The organism is Vibrio sp. D404a (assembly GCF_030248535.1).
Classification (GTDB): Bacteria; Pseudomonadota; Gammaproteobacteria; order Enterobacterales; family Vibrionaceae; genus Vibrio.
Genome location: NZ_JAHGAJ010000019.1, coordinates 73290 through 92846, shown reverse-complemented (window position 1 = coordinate 92846; position 19557 = coordinate 73290). Strand labels below are relative to the sequence as shown.

At 43.8% G+C, this 19557-nt stretch carries 17 protein-coding genes; 8 read left to right on the top strand and 9 right to left on the bottom strand.

Annotated elements, in window-relative coordinates:
* Positions 1-33: 33 nt before the first annotated feature.
* Entirely contained in the window at positions 34-267 is a 234-nt protein-coding gene (locus tag KI655_RS12105) for a DUF3389 domain-containing protein (protein ID WP_285405255.1), read from the bottom strand.
* A gap of 24 nt (positions 268-291) precedes the next feature.
* On the bottom strand, positions 292-717 hold the full coding sequence (locus tag KI655_RS12100; RefSeq protein ID WP_285405254.1) for a hotdog fold thioesterase: 426 nt from the start codon (positions 715-717) through the stop codon (positions 292-294).
* 120 nt (positions 718-837) lie between these two features.
* On the opposite strand from KI655_RS12100, the gene KI655_RS12095 reads away from it, so the two are divergent.
* Complete coding sequence (locus KI655_RS12095; protein ID WP_285405253.1) at positions 838-1626, top strand: M48 family metallopeptidase; 789 nt, start codon at positions 838-840, stop codon at positions 1624-1626.
* Positions 1627-1725: 99 nt separating this feature from the next.
* Here the strand turns inward: KI655_RS12095 and KI655_RS12090 are convergent, their stop codons facing one another.
* Positions 1726-2808 (bottom strand): site-2 protease family protein, encoded by a 1083-nt coding sequence (locus tag KI655_RS12090; protein ID WP_285405252.1) that lies wholly within the window; start codon positions 2806-2808, stop codon positions 1726-1728.
* Positions 2809-3153: 345 nt separating this feature from the next.
* Between KI655_RS12090 and KI655_RS12085 the strand changes: the two genes are divergently transcribed.
* From KI655_RS12085 to KI655_RS12075, 3 genes are all read left to right on the top strand, one after another.
* Positions 3154-4407 carry a porin gene (locus KI655_RS12085; protein WP_285405251.1) on the top strand — a complete coding sequence of 418 codons (1254 nt, stop codon included), beginning with the start codon at positions 3154-3156 and terminating at the stop codon, positions 4405-4407.
* 17 nt (positions 4408-4424) lie between these two features.
* Positions 4425-6923 (top strand): VolA/Pla-1 family phospholipase, encoded by a 2499-nt coding sequence (locus tag KI655_RS12080; protein ID WP_285405250.1) that lies wholly within the window; start codon positions 4425-4427, stop codon positions 6921-6923.
* 224 nt (positions 6924-7147) lie between these two features.
* Entirely contained in the window at positions 7148-7705 is a 558-nt protein-coding gene (locus KI655_RS12075) for a PhnA domain-containing protein (RefSeq protein ID WP_239839970.1), read from the top strand.
* 59 nt (positions 7706-7764) lie between these two features.
* Here the strand turns inward: KI655_RS12075 and KI655_RS12070 are convergent, their stop codons facing one another.
* Complete coding sequence (locus KI655_RS12070; RefSeq protein WP_285405249.1) at positions 7765-8679, bottom strand: LysR family transcriptional regulator; 915 nt, start codon at positions 8677-8679, stop codon at positions 7765-7767.
* Between the two features lie 210 nt (positions 8680-8889).
* Between KI655_RS12070 and KI655_RS12065 the strand changes: the two genes are divergently transcribed.
* From KI655_RS12065 to KI655_RS12055, 3 genes are read left to right on the top strand one after another with little or no spacing between them, the layout of a single operon-like run.
* Entirely contained in the window at positions 8890-9102 is a 213-nt protein-coding gene (locus KI655_RS12065; protein ID WP_285405248.1) for a DUF1656 domain-containing protein, read from the top strand.
* A 10-nt stretch (positions 9103-9112) separates the two neighbouring features.
* On the top strand, positions 9113-9973 hold the full coding sequence (locus KI655_RS12060) for an HlyD family secretion protein (protein ID WP_285405247.1): 861 nt from the start codon (positions 9113-9115) through the stop codon (positions 9971-9973).
* 13 nt (positions 9974-9986) lie between these two features.
* Positions 9987-11342, top strand: coding sequence for an FUSC family protein (locus KI655_RS12055; RefSeq protein ID WP_285405246.1), 1356 nt, complete (start codon positions 9987-9989; stop codon positions 11340-11342).
* Positions 11343-11507: 165 nt separating this feature from the next.
* On the opposite strand, the gene KI655_RS12050 is transcribed toward KI655_RS12055, so the two are convergent.
* From KI655_RS12050 to KI655_RS12030, 5 genes are all read right to left on the bottom strand, one after another.
* Positions 11508-12791 carry a DEAD/DEAH box helicase gene (locus KI655_RS12050; protein ID WP_285405245.1) on the bottom strand — a complete coding sequence of 428 codons (1284 nt, stop codon included), beginning with the start codon at positions 12789-12791 and terminating at the stop codon, positions 11508-11510.
* Between the two features lie 182 nt (positions 12792-12973).
* Positions 12974-13645, bottom strand: coding sequence for a DUF1223 domain-containing protein (locus KI655_RS12045; protein WP_285405683.1), 672 nt, complete (start codon positions 13643-13645; stop codon positions 12974-12976).
* 181 nt (positions 13646-13826) lie between these two features.
* Positions 13827-14015 carry a hypothetical protein gene (locus KI655_RS12040; protein WP_017059812.1) on the bottom strand — a complete coding sequence of 63 codons (189 nt, stop codon included), beginning with the start codon at positions 14013-14015 and terminating at the stop codon, positions 13827-13829.
* A 312-nt stretch (positions 14016-14327) separates the two neighbouring features.
* Positions 14328-15329, bottom strand: a complete 1002-nt coding sequence (locus KI655_RS12035; RefSeq protein ID WP_285405199.1) for a TerC/Alx family metal homeostasis membrane protein — start codon at positions 15327-15329, stop codon at positions 14328-14330.
* A gap of 493 nt (positions 15330-15822) precedes the next feature.
* Positions 15823-17568, bottom strand: a complete 1746-nt coding sequence (locus KI655_RS12030) for a bifunctional UDP-sugar hydrolase/5'-nucleotidase (protein ID WP_285405198.1) — start codon at positions 17566-17568, stop codon at positions 15823-15825.
* A gap of 235 nt (positions 17569-17803) precedes the next feature.
* Here KI655_RS12030 and KI655_RS12025 point away from each other — a divergent pair, with 235 nt between their 5' ends.
* The gene (locus KI655_RS12025; RefSeq protein WP_285405196.1) at positions 17804-19444 is read left to right on the top strand and encodes an ATP-dependent endonuclease; all 1641 of its coding nucleotides are present in this window, start codon (positions 17804-17806) and stop codon (positions 19442-19444) included.
* Positions 19445-19557 lie beyond the last annotated feature (113 nt).

Here is a 19557-nt window from a genome sequence, read left to right as displayed (position 1 = left end):
AATAGCTATATTGCTGAATTTATTTACGTTTAATTAAAGAACATCACAGCCGATTTCGTTGGCTATCTCTCTCAGTTGTTGCTCATCGTCCAACTTAATAGACCACTTACACTCGGAACCATTGGCAGAAATGACATTTGCCCCTTTTCCAATGAGTTGAATCGCATCGACCTGTGCTTGCAGAGTGACACGATACTCACCATCTAAACGAACCACTAATTCATGAGGTGTGGCGATGATCTTTCCACCACTAAATGTAATAACCATAAATACTCTTACTAACCTAATTCGCTATCGCTTGTGTTTTTTAACGGCGATAGTCAGTCGACTCGAACAAACCAGCCTTTCGCGCTCGTCAGTAATGTTGATCTGCCATACCTGAGTTGATGCGCCCAGATGAATTGGCTCTGCTGTACCAATCACATGACCTTCACGCATTGAACGGACATGATTGGCGTTAATGTCTAACCCCACACAGAAATAACCTTCGGCAACACAGAAATTAGCCGCTAGTGAGCCCAACGTCTCCGCTAAGACTACCGAAGCGCCACCATGCAACATCCCAAGAGGCTGATGAGTAAAGTGACAAACAGGCATCGTCGCCACTAGAGAGTTATCAGTGACTTCGGTGTAAACGATATTTAAATGCTCAATGAGCGTGTTCTTAGACGTAGCGTTGATGATCTCGAGGTCTATGGGCTTTTTCCAGATAGCCATATCATGTTCCTATTCATTGTTATAATTATCTATATGTCGCGATTGTTATCACTCAGCTATTAGCTATCACGCAAGTTGATGTTAACATGCATAAAAACAGCATTACACAGAGGATAATGTATGACGTCATGGATGAAGTTCGCTTCACTTATCACACTTGCTGGCATTACTGCATGTAGCTCTTCTCCTACTGGGCGAAATCAAATCTTGTTGTTTTCAGACCAAGATATGTCACAGCTAGGTGCTCAATCATTTGAGCAGATGAAGCAACAACAAAAAATCAGTACCAATGCCAAGACTAACGCTTATGTTCAGTGCGTGACAAACAGCATCACCAAACATATCCCTAAACAAAGTTTTGACGAGTGGGAAGTGGTTGTTTTCGAAAGCGACCAAGTTAACGCGTTCGCTCTTCCCGGCGGCAAAATAGGTGTGTACACAGGTCTGTTAAAAGTTGCTGTTAATCAAGATCAACTCGCCACAGTGATTGGCCATGAGATCGCACACGTGATTGCCGACCATAGTAATGAACGTCTATCTCAATCTCAACTTGCAAATACCGGACTTTCGATAACCAATGCCGCACTTGGTGCTTCTGAATACGCCCAGTATCAAGGGATGACTATGGCTGCGCTAGGTCTAGGTGTTCAATACGGCGTGATTCTTCCTTATGGACGAACTCAAGAGTCAGAAGCTGACATTGTGGGCTTGCGATACATGGCAGATGCAGGCTTCGATCCAAACCAAAGTGTTAATTTATGGCAGAACATGGCTAAGGCGTCAGGCGGTAATCAACCACCAGAGTTGCTCTCGACTCACCCATCGCACAGTACGCGTATTCAAGACCTCCGTGCGACCATCACCACTTTACCTCAAACCAATGTGCAGAGACCAAATTGTAAGGTCTAAACACATAAGCTAAAAACAAGCCTCAAAATAAAGCGAAAGCCCTAAGTTCTTCAACCTAGGGCTTTTCTGTTAGAGTACTAAGACAAGCAATTCACTCGATTAGGTACCTAAGATTTGTAGCGGTAAGCTCAATAGCTGGTCACCTGTTGAAGCGAAATACCAAATAACACCAATCAGTCCGCTTACCAAACCCACATACCAAACCGCTGAAATAATCTGACCATAGCGATCAAGCGGTAGTAAATGACTGTGATGACGCCCTCGCCACTCAATCAAAATCTCAACACTACCCATAATCAACAAGAACCCAAACAAGGTTAAGTTGAGTTGATAGCTCAGTATCACACCACCAACGGCTGCAGCAGCACATAAAACAATGCCCAACAGACTGTTCATCGAGAAGCTGATGCTTTTAAGCACATGACCGCCATCGAGTGGCAAGATTGGTAGCAGGTTGAATAAATTTAGTAGAGCATTGAACACAGCGAGTCCTGCGAAGAACATCTCTCCTGTCACCCAATACAACACAGTAAAAATCAGAGATAGAATCAAACCAAAGAATGGTCCCATGATGGAGATGACCACGTCTTGCCAACGCGTGTTGATCTTCTCATCCGACAACGCAAGACCGCCTAAAAATGGGATCAGGTAGATGCCTTTCGTTTTCATCCCAAAATACTTCATCGCACGAATATGACCATATTCATGAAACATAAGACACGCTATTAATGCCAAGGCAAACTGAATCGAGAAAAGCCAAGAGTACGCCGCTAAACTCGCCGAGGCCAACACCACTTTGATTAACTTAGCGCTCTTTAACGCTTTCATACCTAGCGATACCAAACCAATTAAACTGAAACGCTTTTCTGGCTTAGGTGCAATTTCCGGTACTTGCTGCTCGATATCTTTTGTATTTCGCGAGCCTTGAGTCACAAGCTCATCATTGACTGTTGCGCGGTACTCCATATCGAATGGTTGCCATTGAACTTTGACGTCTAATTGGCAAGCCAGCACCTTCTCTCCTGCTTGAAGTTGAAATTGATGCGTACGTGAGTCTTCGGCTTCTGAGGTCGCATCAAGCTGTGAAACAAGCGCATTGTTCCAGAACAGCTGTTGCCAACCAGCCATTGAGCCTTCCAAACGGAGTGTTTTTCCCAGAAATTCTACTGCGAGTAACTGCAATTTGTTGTCCAAAATTATTGATAAGATCTAATGATGCGTATTATGCCGAGTTCAGTTAGTTCGGTAAACAAATAGAAATTTGTTAAAAAATATACAATTCCTTTCTTATTGTTCAGTTAACGCTCAAAAACCTTCTGGTCACACCTCCTACCTTAGATAATGCATTGATAGCATTTATATAATCAATGTTAGAGTCCCGCATCTAATAAATATAACTTCACAAAATATTTGTTCTTCCTTTGACTTTTCGTAAAACATAACCTTAACATGTGCTTAACATTTAGCATGGTCGCTCATGTTTGTTTTCACGTATAAGAAAGAAATAAATGCCCTAGGAGGGTTTAAATGAAAACAGTACAACGCTCTCTCGTTTCACTGTCAGTGCTGGTCGCTTGTAACTCTTTAGCTGCCGGATTCCAAGTTGCAGAACACTCAGCATCAGGTTTGGGACGTTCATTTTCAGGCGAAGGTGCCGTGGCAGATAATGCCAGTGTATTAGCGCGTAACCCTGCTGCCATGACCCTTTTTGATAAAGCACAATTTTCAGGCGCAGTGTCTATCGTTGACCCGGAAGTTAATGTTACTCAGACAAAGATCAACGATACCGATTTTAATCAAAAGTCATCAGACGTCGCTCCTTTGCAAATCGTACCCGCTGCATATTACATCAGCCCTATCAACGATAGCTGGGCTTGGGGTATTGGCATGTTCACAACATACGGTGTTGCTACTGATTACCCAGACGACATTTACGCAGGTGATCTAGCTGGCGACACGTCTCTCGTTTCAGTGAACCTAAATCCAAACATTGCTTACAGGGTAAATGAGAGCTTTAGTGTGGGCGCAGGTATCAACTTTGTTTACGCAGAAGCTGAGTTGAACAGACATAAGGGAAGCCTGCCAGTTGGTGGTTCTGCAAGTGATAAGCTTATCTCGATGACTGGCGAAACATTCGGTTTCGGCTGGAATGTAGGTGCTCTTTACGAACTCAACGAAAATAACCGTTTTGGATTTGGCTACCGATCGTCGGTCAATTTAGATTTCGATGACGGTGAATTTACAGATTACACAGGGTTGCGCATGTCTAATGGCCAGCCTGGGAAAACAACAGGTCGCCTTGAGATTGAACTTCCCGATATTATCGAGCTGTCCGCGTTCCATCAGCTTAATGATAGCTGGGCTGTCCATTATGGCTGGCAGATGACTAAATGGAGCAAGTTTAAAGAATTAAAAGCTACAAGCCCTGATTGTGCAAATAATGAGTGTTTCCTTAAAACTGAGCACTATGACGACAATCAAAGATGGTCTGTCGGTGCGACATACACAGTAAACAGTGATTGGACGTTGAGAGCAGGCCTTGCTTATGACGAACAAGCTGGTGAAGCAACACTAAGTATTCCTGACAGTGATCGTTATTGGTACTCAGCAGGTCTGACTTATTCTGTTTCAGAAAATATGACCATCGATGCAGCATTTGCTTTAGTACAGAGTAAAAGTGGTTCGTTCACAGAAACTGACGCAGCCGGAGATAAGCTAACATTTGACGCTGAAGGTGTAGCTTACCTTTCTGCTATCCAACTCAACTACACATTCAACTAATCCCCGGGAATAATTATATGAATACCAAATTTACTTTATCTCTGGTTTGCTCTGCATTACTGCTTGCAGGCTGTGGGGACAATACTGAAAGCTCTGGTTCTATCTACTCCGACGCTATTGAACAATCATTAGCGCGCAGCTCGACTGTCAGTTTTACACTTCTTGGCAACGAAGCAGATATCCCTCTTCCTTCATTTTTCCTATTCGATACAAATGACCATACGTTGAACATTCCGTTGGACGAGAACTCGACGGGGTTGTTAAATGATCCAACAGTTGCGATGGGAGAAGCTGATGGCTGGAGCACCATCATGCCATTCACAATCAACACCAACCTGCCTAGCGGGCGTACACTAAAAGATGATGTCCAAATGATGGGCACAACCCCTTTCAGTCCACATCTTAACAGTGGTGTAAAAGTAGCTAAGGTTGATGTCGACCTTGCAAGTGGTGTTATGAGTAACTTTACACCACTAACTGCAGGTGTTGACTACCTTGTTGTTTCAACAGACTTGAAAACAATACAGGTTCTCCCACTAAATGGGCTAGATCCAAACTCAGACTACATTTATGCCATAACCGACTCGATCATTGATAGCCAAGATGAATCGCTAGGTACATCTAAGTCCTATGCTTCTCTAAAATCCACACGCATTGATCAATCTGGTTCATTAGATTTACCACAAAAGATTATCCACCAAGTAGAAGCTTTATTTGCTGGTCATGGTAGTGTGGCAAGTACAGATGAAATTATATACTCATCTTGGTTTACCACAGCTTCTGCTGGTAACGTAATGAACGGTACCAAAGCAGCCATTGCCCAAACCCTTTCTCCAACGGTATCGCCTTCTGATGTTTGGAAGAAGTTAGCTAACCCAAACAATATCGCTGAAGCTGATTTAAATAATCTTTACACGTTTAGTGTTTCAGGGGCAGCGCAAGACTTTGCCACAGCTGTTCAAAACGATGCTGTATTTAAAAATGCATTTGGGGACGCAACTGCAACCCAGTTAGCCACTGTATACAATGCCCTTTACGATACTCCAGCAAATGCATCGATCCAAGTTTATCGTGGCACTGTAGAGCTGCCATACTTTCTATCCGACTCTCTGACAGATGATGATTGGAAAAAGTCTCCGTGGCGAAGCGCTATGCCAAGTGTTCTTACTATCCTGAATACTCTTAGCTCTGGTAGCGACGCAGATAAGGTAGCAATTGCAACTCAGCTTGGAGCTCTCGGTATTACCGAACCTGCAACACAGCTGTATGACCCAAACTATCAAAAACTGCTTATTGGCGAAAAACTAGAACTAGCGAATGGGCAACGACTCGACAGCGCTCGTGTTATGACTAAATACAGTGCCGTTCCGCAAATTCGCGCAGTTAAATCTGTACCCTTCATGATGTTTGTACCAGAAGGTTTAGCTATTGATAGCAACTTGCCGATACTTCAATACCAACATGGCATCACGAACATCAAAGAGAGCGCATACGCTTTTGCGATGCAGCATATTGGCGGTGCGTTGACTGGAACTCCCCCTTATAAACCATATGCTGTTATAGCAATCGACCAACCACTTCATGGCCAACGAGCGCTAAGTGCAGACGTCGTTACAACACCTGCGAATCCAACCGTATATATGAACCTAGAATATCTACCGGTAGCGCGTGACAACATTCGCCAAAGTGCAATTGACGGTTTGGGTGTTCGGTTTGCTCTAAACACGGCTACAGACGCAGCATTCAGTAATCTCGATAAAACAAACGTATCGCTATTTGGTCACTCAATTGGCGCAATCACTGGAATTAGTTCATATACCATTGGTAACACCCAATTAGATACGAATATTGATTCTTTATTTAGCTACACGAGTGCAACTCTTGCAAACCCGGGCGGCGGTATTGCTCCTTTCTTATTGAACTCTGGTTCTTTTTCTCCAGAGATCAAACATACTGTTTCAGTATCTAGCGTTACAGAATATCAAACGCAATACGTAACAGAGTGTATTCCACAAAATACGGCTGGAGGCGACTGTTTCACTGCATACTACGCAGACCTAAGCGAAGACAGTGCGACAGATGTTCAGAAGGCAATCAAAGCAAAGATTGATGGAACGTTGACGTCATTTACGTATGCAGCTCAAACCGTGTTAGATAATGTTGATCCTATCAACATTGCTTCTTCAACAACTGGACCTGTACTGGGCATACAAGCACACGATGATCAGACTATACCTAATTCAGTTTCAGGAGTAGCTGCCGGAACAGAGTCCTTGTTCAAAAAATTGGGCTTGGTGAATACTGCTCTCGATGCTTCGGGCACTCAAGTAGCTTCGTATTTTGACGAAAACTCTGCTGCTGAACACTCAACTGTAATAACTCCGCAAAACGCGAGTGATTCTGCAGCAAATACTGAGATGACCTCTCAAATTGTTCAGTTCACTCTCTCAAACGGAAATGCATTAGGTACCTTAAGCGTTGATGCAAGCCTACTAGATGCAAGTAAGAACCCTTAACCATCCTTAACCGAAACCCCAAAATGCCAGCCTAATCGCTGGCATTTTTGTTGGTACCTCTCTTACTTTGATCACTAGATGAATCGTTTGCATCTAAGATTTAAGCACTTCGATTGATCTCAGCTAAAATTAATCAAGACAGAATACCGTACGAGGCCTTTCATTCTATTAAATAAAGTGGATAATAGCCCCGTAAATTAATACCTAATAAATGTGAGTCCATTATGTCTTCTGAAGCTACTATGCTAGAACGCTGCCAATCAAAATGTGAACTATGTGGTTCTGATTCTTCTCTTACTGCATACGCAGTACCGCCACACAGCCACGTTACGGTAGACCACGGCATCATGGTATGTGATAAGTGTCTTGGTGAGATTGACGATCCTAAAGACATCAACCACTGGCGTTGTCTAACAGACAGCATGTGGAGCCAAGAGCCACCTGTACAAGTGACGGCATGGCGCCAACTAACTCGCCTAAACTCTGAAAGCTGGGCGCAAGACGCGCTAGATATGATGTACATGGAAGAAGAAACATCGGTTTGGGCACAAATCGGCATGTCTGCTGATGATAAGCCTCTTGATTGCAACGGAGTTGAACTTAAAAAAGGTGACGACGTAACGGTAATCAAAGACCTTCCAGTTAAAGGCACTAACCAAGTAATCAAACAAGGTACAGTTATCCGCGGCATCAGCGTTGGTGACGACCCTAAACTGGTTTCTGGTAAAACAAACGGCGGTCAGTCAATGTACGTGATCGCTGAGTTCTGCCGCAAGAAGTAATCGCTTCTAGTAAGTACCCAAAAAGGCGCTCATTGAGCGCCTTTTTCATATCCAAATGTTTACGGCTTTAGGATCCCAATGAGCTGCTCACGATACTCTTTTATCACAGAGAGCAAAGAGCCTTTAATAGCACTGACTTGTTTCGAGTGTGGGCACCATAACGCGAAGCCGAACTTGAACCCTTCAACCATCTGAGCGGAATGAATAGGCTCTATCAAGTGTGTTGAAAACTCAGAGTCAGTAAAAAAGGCCCTAGGCAACAGTGCCCACCCTAACCCTTCTTCAAGCATTCTGATAATTAATGATAGCTGGTCGATCTCTTCATAGTCCGAGCTAACAATGATCTTCTCTCCCATTCCTTCATCAACCAAAGACTTCAATACAAACTGTTTCGAGTTTCTTAAAGCGACTAATACATCGTCTTTGTCTATCTTTGAAAGCTCACCCGCTTTTTGTGCGAATGGATAGAACTCAAAGTGCCCAAGAAACGTCGAATCAAAGCTGTGCATGGCTCGGCTATGATGCGCGTTTACAAGTCCAAAATGCAATTCACCACTTTGCAACCCTGCTTTAATTTCCTTTTTATTTCTGATGACAAAATTAACTCGCATCATTGGGAAATCTTGCTTGAGTCGTTTACGTATATCCACTAGCACGCCTTGTGGCACCATACTCGAATACGCGATAGTGATGTTTTCTAACCCACCATACGAAAGGCTCGATGCAACTTTATTAAAGGTACGAGCTTGTTCCGTCATCTGCTTTGCATAGTGATAAAGAAGGTGCCCATCCTCTGTTGGCTCAACAGAACGACCCACTCTTTCAAACAGATCCACTGCAAGATGGTCTTCCAAGTTGGTAATGACCTGACCTACGGTCGTTCTGTGTTTTTTAAGCTTTACCGCGGCTTTGCTGAATGAAAGCTGTTCATAGACGGTCACAAACGCGAGAAGTTGTTCAATGCTAAAGTTCATTTGATGTGTTTCACTTCTTTATAGTTCTTTAAGATCATAGTTCTTTGAGATCAGATTGAGACAGTCAGATGACCTACCAATCTTTTACGGCATTTCACCCAAGTATATACCTAAATGATTCATTTGATGGATCTGATCCTCTATAAGCGATTTTTAGTATCTCTTTGATTACTTTATCGTTGTTTTCTTCAGAGGTTAGAGAGTCGAAATATGAACACAATGCCGCACGAGCTTGTTTGGGGTGAAGTCTACTTCCCACCGTTTTTATTGGTTATCGCATTGGCTTACGCACTGACAATGGTCACGGGTTCACTCGCAACCAAGTTCGGGCTCCATAAGTTTGTCGCTTTTCCGGCAGTTGCAGAAATTTGCCTAATCGTGTTGTTTACAGGCGCGATTGGTCTATTCATTCCCATCTTATAAGGCATCTCACATGATTAAACGTTATCTCATTTCCTTATTACTTCTGGGTGCTGCAGGAACGGTCGCTTATACCTACTATCAATCTTATACAAGTAACCCTTGGACAAGGGATGGGCAGGTCAGTGCTTATATCGTATCTATAACGCCTCGTGTTACCGGTCAAGTCACTCAAGTCCACGTTGATGATAACTCTCACGTATCAAAAGGTGACTTACTCTTTGAAATTGACCCGAGCATTTACAAAGCTGCTTACCACAAAGCATTAGCAACACAAAAACAAGCGCTTGCGCTATTAGCGAAAGCGAAAAATGAAGAGCAACGTGCCGTTAACCTGCAAAAGCGCACGCCCGGTGCTGTGCCGATTCTAACGCTCAACAATTTGAGCAATGCGGTTGAAACGTCTGCTGCCAATGTAGAGTTAGCGAAAGCAAATGTAGAAGAAGCCCAATTGAACCTAAAGTTTACCAAGGTTTATGCGCCAACAAATGGCTACATCACTAACTTGAATCTACGTGCAGGATCTCAAGTTGTAGCCAACACACCAGTAGTGGCATTGATTGATGAAGATAGCTTCTGGATTGAAGGCTATTTCAAAGAAACTGACCTAGTGGGCGTTGAATCCAACAACAAGGCATTGGTTACACTCATGATGCACAACGATACTGTGCTGGAAGGCCGTATAAGTAGCATTGGCTTTGGTATTGCTAAACAAGATGGGAGTACCGGTAACGACCTTCTGCCGAACGTTAACCCAAATTTTCAATGGATTCGTCTTGCTCAGCGCATACCCATCAAAGTCGAGCTCGATACCGTACCTGAAGACTTGCAACTTCGTGTCGGCATGACAGCTTCGATCAAAATAATCAAATAGAAGTGTGAGCCTTATGTTCAGTGCATCAAGCAAAGAAGCGATTAAAGCGTCGCTTTCAATTGTTATCGCAATCTGCCTAGCATTGTGGTTTCAATGGGAGAAACCCTATTGGGCAGCAATAGCCGTTGCGGTTATGGCATTAACTGAAAGCTATGCACACTCAATAAACAAAGGCTATAACCGGTTAATGGGAACCTTGTTAGGAACCGGTTATGCCTTTTTACTCATTGCCATGTTTTCACAAGATCGTTTGTTGTTTTTGACCTTCTTCACCCTATTCCTTGGCATTTGTATTTTCATGTCTAGCGATGACAAATACGGTTATATCTTTTCGATCGGATTTGCTGTCTGCTCAATCATTGCCTGTATGGGTGGCTTCGATAGCCAAGCGACGTTCTATTTTGCGGTGTTACGGATACAAGAAACCCTTCTTGGTGTCATCACATTCACCGTCGTTTATCGTCTACTATGGCCAGTAACCACAGAGCAACAATTTGTCCAACGCTTAGAATCAAGCAGACAAACTTTGCTATCAGCGATACGTAACCCCATGAAACTCGATATCGAAGCGTTGGAAGCCAACGCTGCAAACATTGATAAGCTTTACCAGCTATTAAACTTACCATTGTCTGGAAGTTACCACTTAAAACAGAACGCTAAATCATGGCGTTTACGAATTGATGAAATGGCACATATTCAAGGTTGTTTACTTGAGCTTGCTTGTAACGAACTCGATGATTCTATTGATTGGCCGAAATTGGTTGAGAATATGGAGCGATTAGAACTATTGACGCCTCACCAGTCTCTGGTCGAGGGAGTGCCTTTGGTCATGAATCACAATCAGAAAGTATGCTGGCACCAAGAGCATCGCACTTTCGTTGAGCATCTAAATGAAGATAGCCGAAAAGTCTTACAAGGTGTCTCAATGTTTGTCACGTCACTACTGGCTTGGATATACCTTCCTGTCCCAGGCGGTTTTATCTTCCCAATGATTGCTGGCGTATTCTCTTCGATGCTGCCAACCATGCCACCCAGTGTTATTAAAGACGCGTTTTTTGGCGTGATTGGTACAGGAACGGTTATTTTACTTCAGTATATTTTTATCATGCCGATGATGACTGAATTGTGGCAACTGGCGCTGTTCTATTTCATCAATAGTGTGGTGATATGGAAGGTTTTTGCTACCCCTAAGTTGATGATTCATCGAATCTTGGGTATCAACTTATTGGTTGTGCTTACATCCGGTGCTTTGAACCTTACGCCGGTGTATCAAATTGAGACGCCATTATTGATGTTGTCTACAATCATGATCATCTTGATGATATCGAAATTGTTTACCGACCTATTCAGAATAACAGCCACGATTTAAGTTGAACTTGATGGAGCCAATCCTCTATCTAGCAGTGTGCTAACGCGCATCAACAATAATAGCAGCGTAACAAACACAAGAAAGGCGCAATTAAGCGCCTTTCTCTGTATCGATAGTAACTCAGTCATAGATCATTACTGAGTCACAAATAGTTACTGACTCACATCAGTTATGCTTCAGCCACACATCTTTATTTTGTGCTGCTTTCTTCTTCTTTTTCTTCTTACCTGTTCCCGCTGGTGGCGCGACAGGTTTGAGAGCAGCAATTAAGTCTGCAACGGCTTCTGCATCCACTTCAAAGCCTTCCACTTGTTCACGTTCGAGACGAATCTTATTCTTCTTCTCAATGATCTTAAAGTGGTGGTAATCTTCGTGATCGATCAAAGACAGAGCTAGACCAACTTCACCTGCACGACCACTTCGACCAATGCGGTGCATGTAGTCTGATGGGCTACGTGGCAAATCAAAGTTGATAACCACTGGAAGCTTTTCGATATCCAAACCACGAGCCGCGATATCTGTCGCGATTAGAACGTCGATTTCACCCAATTTGAAGTCTTCTAGGATTCGCGTACGTGAACCCTGACCTTTATCACCGTGGAACACTTCCGCAATAATGCCGCGCTTATACAGTTTGTCCGCTAGATGCTCACAGCTGTTCTTAGCGTTTACGAAAATCAGTGCTTGTCGCCATTGGTGCTCTTTAATCAAATGCGCCAATAGAGCGGTTTTACGCCCCTTCTCTACCTCAAATACACGCTGAACAAGGGTACTTGCATTCGCACTTTGCAGTTGAACCTCAAGTGGGTCGTTAAGTAGCTCTTCTGTCAGTGCTTGAACTTGCTCTGGGAAGGTCGCAGAAAAAAGCAAAGTCTGCTTTTTAGCTGGCAGCAGTTTACGAATCGCATCTAGCTCTTCCGTAAAACCTAGGCTCAGCATTCGGTCTGCTTCATCTAGAATTAACGTTTTTACACGATCAAGCTTCACCGCATTGCTTGAAACCAGATCAAGAAGACGGCCCGGGGTCGCGACAAGAATGTCCGTTCCGCCACGCAGTGCCTGCATCTGTCTGTTGACTGACACCCCACCAAACACACAAACCGTTTTAATCGCACCGTTAAAGTGAACAGCGTAAGACTTCACGCTATCAGCAACTTGTCTTGCCAGTTCACGTGTTGGTACCAAGATCAAACCAGAGACATGATTACCTTTACGACGTGACACAGGGCTCTCGTGATAAACCTGTTGAAGCAGCGGTAAAGCGAAAGCGGCTGTTTTACCTGAACCGGTATTTGCTCCAGCGATGAGGTCACGCCCCACAAGAACGCTAGGAATGACCTGCGATTGGATAGGCGTTGGTTGCTGGTATTCAAGCTCAGCTAAACGAGAAACAAGTGGCGAGATTAAACCAAGTTCAGAAAAGTTGGTTGGTGTCGTGGTATCAGTCATTAACGATGTAGACTCTATGGATAAATAAGAGCGCGCTATACTACCTCAATTCGGCCTCGAACCGTAATCAATTCATGGGTTCTACGAGTTTTAAGGCTCTTAATAGATAATCTGAGCCTTAAAATCGAACAAGCTGAGTCAATGACATGATTAGTGTCTTACTAGAACCATTTAACGGCCAATCATTGATTAAGCCACCCAGCGACGGTCTGCTCAGGTGTGTATGACGTTGGCTTAGTGAGCCACACCGCCACGGCATCGGGCTGAACCACCAATGGATCGAAATCGATATCAAACTTCCAATTGGATTCACCGCGTTGAAAGCCGTTATAGAGCACCACAAAGTCGTGTTCGAGTTTTCTGCCGCGATTCTCACCCGCTTTAACTTGAGTCTCTTGGTTCATTGCCAGTAGGACAATGTGGGCGACATAGTTACCCTCACCTTCATAATCGACTTTAAAGGTATTATCAGTGCGGCTAAGGCTCAAAGTTGGGTTGTCTGTTTGCTGCATCGAAGGCAAGGTACGATCAAGCCAATTGAAATAACCGCGCCACTCTTTGCCATCGACCACAAAACCGGGCGTATAGACACTACTTACCACACCATAAGCTTTATAGAGACGTTGCTTTTGACTGTAGGCTTTACTGGCAAACTTGTCACTCCAACCTAGGTAGTTCCAATAATCAACGTGATAAGCGAGTGGGATCACCTCTTGCCAAAGCTGTGGGTGACTTTCGAGCTTGCCGAGGTATTCATCAGCCGGTGGACAACTGGAACACCCCTCGGAGGTAAACAGTTCAATGATTTGTGCAGGTTGACCTTTGTGTGACCATTCTTGTGCAGAGATCGTCATGGAGGCCAAGGTCAAAGGTAGTCCCAACCAATGGTATTTACTGATTCGGCGCATAACGACTCCTTTCTTGATCCTAATAATAACAATCGAGTTAAAAATAAGACCGAGCCGTATGCCTTTTTCTTTCAGGTACAAAAAAGCCAGCTACATGAGCTGGCTTCTATCAATTCTTTTCGCAAGATTAACGGTTGATACCGATATCGCGCTGCATGTGACCAGATAGGTCGCTAGCGTAGTAACTACGTGGAGAGTTATCTACGAATAGAATATCAAAAATATGTGCAATCAATCCTTTGAAGTTAACCGAGTAGGTCTTCTTATCCATAGAGTTAGGAACAGCGATAGTATTCATTTGTACTGCTTGAGCCATGATTGCCTCTCTATAAATTTGTTTAAGTGTTTCGTTCTGTTGGAATGAATAATAGGCGATTATTCGCGGGTTAAAAAATGACAAAAACTAGATTTTCGAATTACTTTTTCTAATGAAACAACCCTTTAACAACCGTATAGAATACGCACGCAATCAAAGTGAATTTAAATTCAGATAAGCGCTTAAAAGTTGAATTTAGTACAAATAACTCTCTAAACAAAGAGGCCAAGGTCACAATAAATTTACATAAATAAATTCACTGCGCTCTTGGCCTCGAGAAAACAACCACTATTTAGATAAGTTATTTTGAGTTTAATTCGTCTGTTCTATGTCTGACTTGTTTCCATAGATAGATGCAATAACCGCCACTGTCATCGTTGTAATCAAGACGCCCAATGACCAGTACGTTGGGATCGCATACTCACTTTCCACCAGCAGCATCTTGATACCGATAAATACCATGATGAAAGCCAATGCAGGTTTTAAGTAGATGAACTTATCCATCATGCCTTGTAAAACGAAATACAATGAACGCAAACCTAGCAGAGCAAATACGTTCGCAGCTAATACTAAGAACGGTTCTTGCGTCACAGCGAAGATCGCAGGGATAGAGTCCAATGCGAACATCACGTCCATCACAGCAATCGCACCAATAACTAGCATCATCGGAGTGATCATCCACTTAACGCCTTGTTTTACGATCAATGAAGCGCCATGGAACTCTTCTGTCACTGGCATCACTTTACGCAGTAGCTTCTCAGGTAATGTGTTTACGCTCTCCTCTTCACCTTTGTCCAGCGCCAGTTTGACACCAGTAGCAATAAGGAATGCTGCAAAGACATAAAGTACCCAGTGGTATTGTGCTAGTAGCTGAGCGCCCAATGCGATCATGACAGCACGAAGTACAAGTGCACCAATCACACCCCACAGTAACGCTCTAGGACGCAAATGCTCTGGAACTTGGTACTGGCCAAAGATCATTGCGAAAACGAACAGGTTATCAACGCTGAGTGACTTCTCTAACAGATAGCCAGTGATGAATGATACGGTCGCTTTCTCTGCGGTGTAGTCGCTATGAGGTGCGTAAAACTCCCAAAACAGGTAGATAGAGCCCGCGAACAGAAACGCCAACAAGAACCAAAAAATACTCCACACTGTCGCCTTTTTGATGGTCACATTACCACCACGGGTTTGATAGATATCGACAGACACTAACACCAAGGTGAGTAAGAAGAATCCTACGTAAGTCATCACATCAGGTGAAGTGGATAGTACGTCTTGCTGAGTTGATAATAGAGATTGAGTTGAGTTCATTATTCCTCCGGGCGGAAGAACTGATTAAAGACCTTCCGCAAACAAAACAGATCAAGATCCAAGATGGAACTCGATTGTGATTGCGTTGGTCTCGTTGAAGTGAAATATGGGATTTCACCTTTACGTACCGGATAGACTCTTGGCCTAACGAGATGACGATACGTAAACTTGCGCTAACTACTCCCCAAACGCGTGGATAATATTCCCGAATTTGTGTTTCGTCTATATAAATTTGCACTAAAAAAACAAAAAGAGGCAAAAAGCCCCTTTTGTCTATCACTGTTGTTAATTGCAGGTATCAGCCATAGATCTCAATAATCTTTGGCGTTCGTTGTTACAACCCTGCAATGGGAACAAAGTAAACGAGCGCCGACCATACCGACACCCAACCTACTACTGCTACCGCATCCAACCAATCTTTTTTCCACATGTTCCGTCTCCTGCCAAATAGAGCAACTGACAAACATTAAGCAAAAAAGATACCAATTTAGTATTACTGTGCCTGTTTATAACAAACCAAACAGTTTTGTTCGCGTTTATGGTTCAATGCCTCTGGATTTGCTTTTAAAAACTCAATAAAGCAGTCAGCCATGGATAACGTAGTCACAGTGCCTTCTCCCTGCATATTCAGCACAGCGTCATAACCCTCTTTGCCTTTCATGGTGTAAGCCGACGAAGAGCCACGGTACAGCTGTTTGCGTTCCACCGCTTGCCAGCCGCCCTCTCGCCATATCTCTAAGTGATGAATACGGTGACCAATCGGTGCTTCTGCGTGGTAACAAAATCTTAGATTATGCGTATAAGGAAAACTGCCAGAGCCTGTACCAACGACACCATTATCAAGGGCGTTGTTGATTGCACCTTCTAACATCGCGGCAACGGTTTCACCGGTTATCTGATAAGTGCCTATTGGTACGGCAAACGGTAGGAGTTTTCCGGCAATATCGGCCACAGAAACGTCACCAGCATTAAGTGAATTGCGAACACCTCCCGCATTATGAATGGCAAAATCGACATCCAAACCGCGTTGATTCATCGCATAATGAAACGACTGTGCCACCAAGGGAGCCAACTCACTAGGCCCTTTTGCATCCGGCACTCGGACATGGCGTAATTTATCACCAGCAGTGGCGATGATTTGCTGTTGAAGCTGGCGCACTCTCGGAAGGTACTTATCAATTAAGATACTTTGGATATCCGGGTCTTTTTTGCACACCGAAATGTGAGGATGATTGTTCAAGTACTCACAAGCGAGGTCGTGAGCATCGCCCTGACCGACTTCACTGAGTTTTGCATCGATAAATAGACGACGTCCCAATAGCAGCTCATTTCGCCCATTGAATTGCACCACTTTTCCTGATTCATCAAATTCAATTTCACAATGACCAAGAGACATCGCATGGAAACCTGCTTGAACAACATAAGTGTCATTGACCTTAACGCCATACTCGTCGTCTTTGATCAGGCCAATCTCTGAGAAGTCACCCTGAAGTCGATGGCTATGACCACCCACAATCAGACCAATACCGTCTACCTTACTCGCCATCTCTAAGTCACCTTCGTAGCCTAGGTGGCTCAACAAGACGATTTTATTAATGCCGTCTTGATGAATCTGCTCAATCGTTGCTTTGGCGGTGGCGATCGCATTTTCGAAGGGAGTATCGATATCGGGGTTCGCAATCAGCCCCATTTGATCGATACTCAGTCCAAAGATCGCCACAGGTTCACCCTCAAACTCTTTGGTGATGTAACTGGCACTGTGGGTTTGAGGAAGGAAGGCTTTCACTTGGGGATTGTCAGCAAGGGTATGAGTTTTATTGATATCCTCATTCGACAAATTCCAGTTACCCGCCAGTAGTGGAAATTCGATGCGCTTGGCAAACTCTGCTACAGGCTCATTACCCATATCGAGTTCGTGGTTACCTAGGGTCATGGCATCAATGTTAAGCGCATTCAACAGGTCAGCATTGGCCTTTCCCTTAAATAGAGAAAAGTACAAAGTACCTTGGAAGCAGTCTCCGGCATGCAAAAACAGGGTCTCTTTGCCTTGCCTTGTTGCGTCATCTTTAATTTGTTTAAACCGCGTCGCGATTCGTGCAAAGCCTCCTGTACTGACATAAGGCTCTATGATTTGGTCGTTCACTTTTAGTGATAGCTGCAATGACGTCGGTTCAAAGTATGAATGGGTGTCATTGACGTGTGCTAATACCAGTTTCGCTGGCTTATTCTTTTTTGTCATAGGTCTCTCTCTTCTTCCCTTCATACTAGGTCGGGAATCATGACAGAATCGTGAATTTTATGAAACAGCACTGCAAAAAAATACGCGTGATAGATCAAGAATCACATTCGGTTCGTTTAAACTTTAGACTCTGTTTTGTGACAACAGAATACACCTAGCACAAAAATATCGATTATGATTATAGATATCTGTTTGCTTTCAAAGCATTAGCAGATCTTTTGTTAGGAGTAAGCCTATGCAATTAGAACGAATCGAGATTTCTGGATTCAGAGGTATAAAACGAATGTCGCTGGCATTCGATGAACTCACAACGTTAATCGGTGAAAATACCTGGGGTAAGTCTTCACTGCTTGATGCTCTGTCTGTTGTGCTCCCCGCCGATGGCGTGCCTTATCAATTCGAAATGACAGACTTTCACGTGGACTATTCCGTCTCACACCCACAGTCGCAACATCTTCAAATCGTCTTGTCTCTTAAAGCCAACGATAAGTCTGAATTGAACGCTGGGCGTTATCGCAAGCTAAAACCTATCTGGATTCAAGATGAGCACGGTACTTACCGCATCTACTATCGCATTAGTGCGACGCTTGAACAGTATGAAACCACCACTCACTATGCGTTTCTCGATCTTGAAGGCAATCCACTCAAGCTCCACCATTCTGAGAAACTTGCACAAGAGCTAATGTCATTGCATCCGGTGATACGACTTCGCGATGCACGTCACTTCGACCGTCCATTTAATGGCAATGGAAACGGTAATGGGCATCAAACCAGAATTGAAAAGCGCATTGATAACACTTGCCGCCGCTTGATGGCGATTCCAGGCCACGTCAACAAAGGCGAAATGCGCAGTAGCCTAGACTCAATGCAGAGTTTGATAGAGCACTACTTCTCCTTCAAGAGCGTCTCACGTAAAAACCCTCGTAAGCAACGCGATGGACTTATGTATTCAACAGGAATCAACGACAAGAGCATTCATGAACTGGTTGAAGAGACCAACAACAAGCAGACGCGTTTGCTATTTATGGGCTTACTTAACGCTTACCTTCACGCCAAAGGACCCAATGATTTAAGGCGCTGCGCCCGACCACTTTTGATCTTAGAAGATCCTGAGGGTCGCTTACACCCAACGCATCTCGCGAGAGCATGGAGTTTGCTACAGAAACTGCCGATGCAAAAAATCTTAACAACCAACAGTGGTGACTTATTAGCTGCAGTACCTTTGCACTCTATTCGTCGACTGGTTCGCCAATCCGATAAAACCATCGCAAACCAATTGAACATCTCTCATTTTAGTAAGGATGAACTGCGTCGCATTGGGTTCCACATTCGTTTTCATCGTTCTGGCGCTCTGTTTGCAAGGTGCTGGTTACTGGTTGAAGGAGAGACCGAGGTATGGCTATTCAATGAGTTAGCAAACCAGTGCGGTTATAACTTAGCTGCTGAGGGCGTGCAGATCATCGAATTTGCACAGTCAGGATTAAAGGCATTGATTAAGGTTGCGAAAGAGTTTGGTATTGATTGGCATGTTGTTACTGATGGTGATGCGGCTGGTAAGAAGTATGCAACCACTGTGCTTGCCAAACTCGACAACGACCAACCTCGTCATCGCTTGACTGAACTTCCTGAAAAGGACATCGAACACTATCTTTATATGAATGGTTTTGAAGGCTTTTTTAGAGATATGGTCAAGATCCCGCATGACCACCCTATTCCGCCGAAAAAAGTGGTTGCACGGGTACTCAAAAAACACGCCAAGCCGGACCTTGCGCTTGCCATTGTCTCTCACTGTGAGAATCGCGGTCTTGAATGCATTCCTCTACTCCTCCGCTGGACACTCAAACGAGTCATTACCATGGCGAACGGCAACACTTAGTCACTTGCACTATTGCTTGTTGTTTTTGTTTGAAATCGAAAAAAGGCACACCAAACGGTGTGCCTGTATAAAAGCTATACAAATTAATTGGGGGTTATCTTTTCACAGGGACA

Coding starts and splice junctions, on each gene's coding strand:
- KI655_RS12045 (WP_285405683.1), bottom strand. CDS start 13,645: ATGACGATCTCTGCACAAGAATGGTCACACAAAGGTCAACCTGCACAA.
- KI655_RS12100 (WP_285405254.1), bottom strand. CDS start 717: ATGGCTATCTGGAAAAAGCCCATAGACCTCGAGATCATCAACGCTACG.
- KI655_RS12105 (WP_285405255.1), bottom strand. CDS start 267: ATGGTTATTACATTTAGTGGTGGAAAGATCATCGCCACACCTCATGAA.
- KI655_RS12095 (WP_285405253.1), top strand. CDS start 838: ATGACGTCATGGATGAAGTTCGCTTCACTTATCACACTTGCTGGCATT.
- KI655_RS12050 (WP_285405245.1), bottom strand. CDS start 12,791: ATGACTGATACCACGACACCAACCAACTTTTCTGAACTTGGTTTAATC.
- KI655_RS12075 (WP_239839970.1), top strand. CDS start 7,148: ATGTCTTCTGAAGCTACTATGCTAGAACGCTGCCAATCAAAATGTGAA.
- KI655_RS12085 (WP_285405251.1), top strand. CDS start 3,154: ATGAAAACAGTACAACGCTCTCTCGTTTCACTGTCAGTGCTGGTCGCT.
- KI655_RS12040 (WP_017059812.1), bottom strand. CDS start 14,015: ATGGCTCAAGCAGTACAAATGAATACTATCGCTGTTCCTAACTCTATG.
- KI655_RS12070 (WP_285405249.1), bottom strand. CDS start 8,679: ATGAACTTTAGCATTGAACAACTTCTCGCGTTTGTGACCGTCTATGAA.
- KI655_RS12060 (WP_285405247.1), top strand. CDS start 9,113: ATGATTAAACGTTATCTCATTTCCTTATTACTTCTGGGTGCTGCAGGA.
- KI655_RS12065 (WP_285405248.1), top strand. CDS start 8,890: ATGAACACAATGCCGCACGAGCTTGTTTGGGGTGAAGTCTACTTCCCA.
- KI655_RS12035 (WP_285405199.1), bottom strand. CDS start 15,329: ATGAACTCAACTCAATCTCTATTATCAACTCAGCAAGACGTACTATCC.
- KI655_RS12030 (WP_285405198.1), bottom strand. CDS start 17,568: ATGACAAAAAAGAATAAGCCAGCGAAACTGGTATTAGCACACGTCAAT.
- KI655_RS12080 (WP_285405250.1), top strand. CDS start 4,425: ATGAATACCAAATTTACTTTATCTCTGGTTTGCTCTGCATTACTGCTT.
- KI655_RS12055 (WP_285405246.1), top strand. CDS start 9,987: ATGTTCAGTGCATCAAGCAAAGAAGCGATTAAAGCGTCGCTTTCAATT.
- KI655_RS12025 (WP_285405196.1), top strand. CDS start 17,804: ATGCAATTAGAACGAATCGAGATTTCTGGATTCAGAGGTATAAAACGA.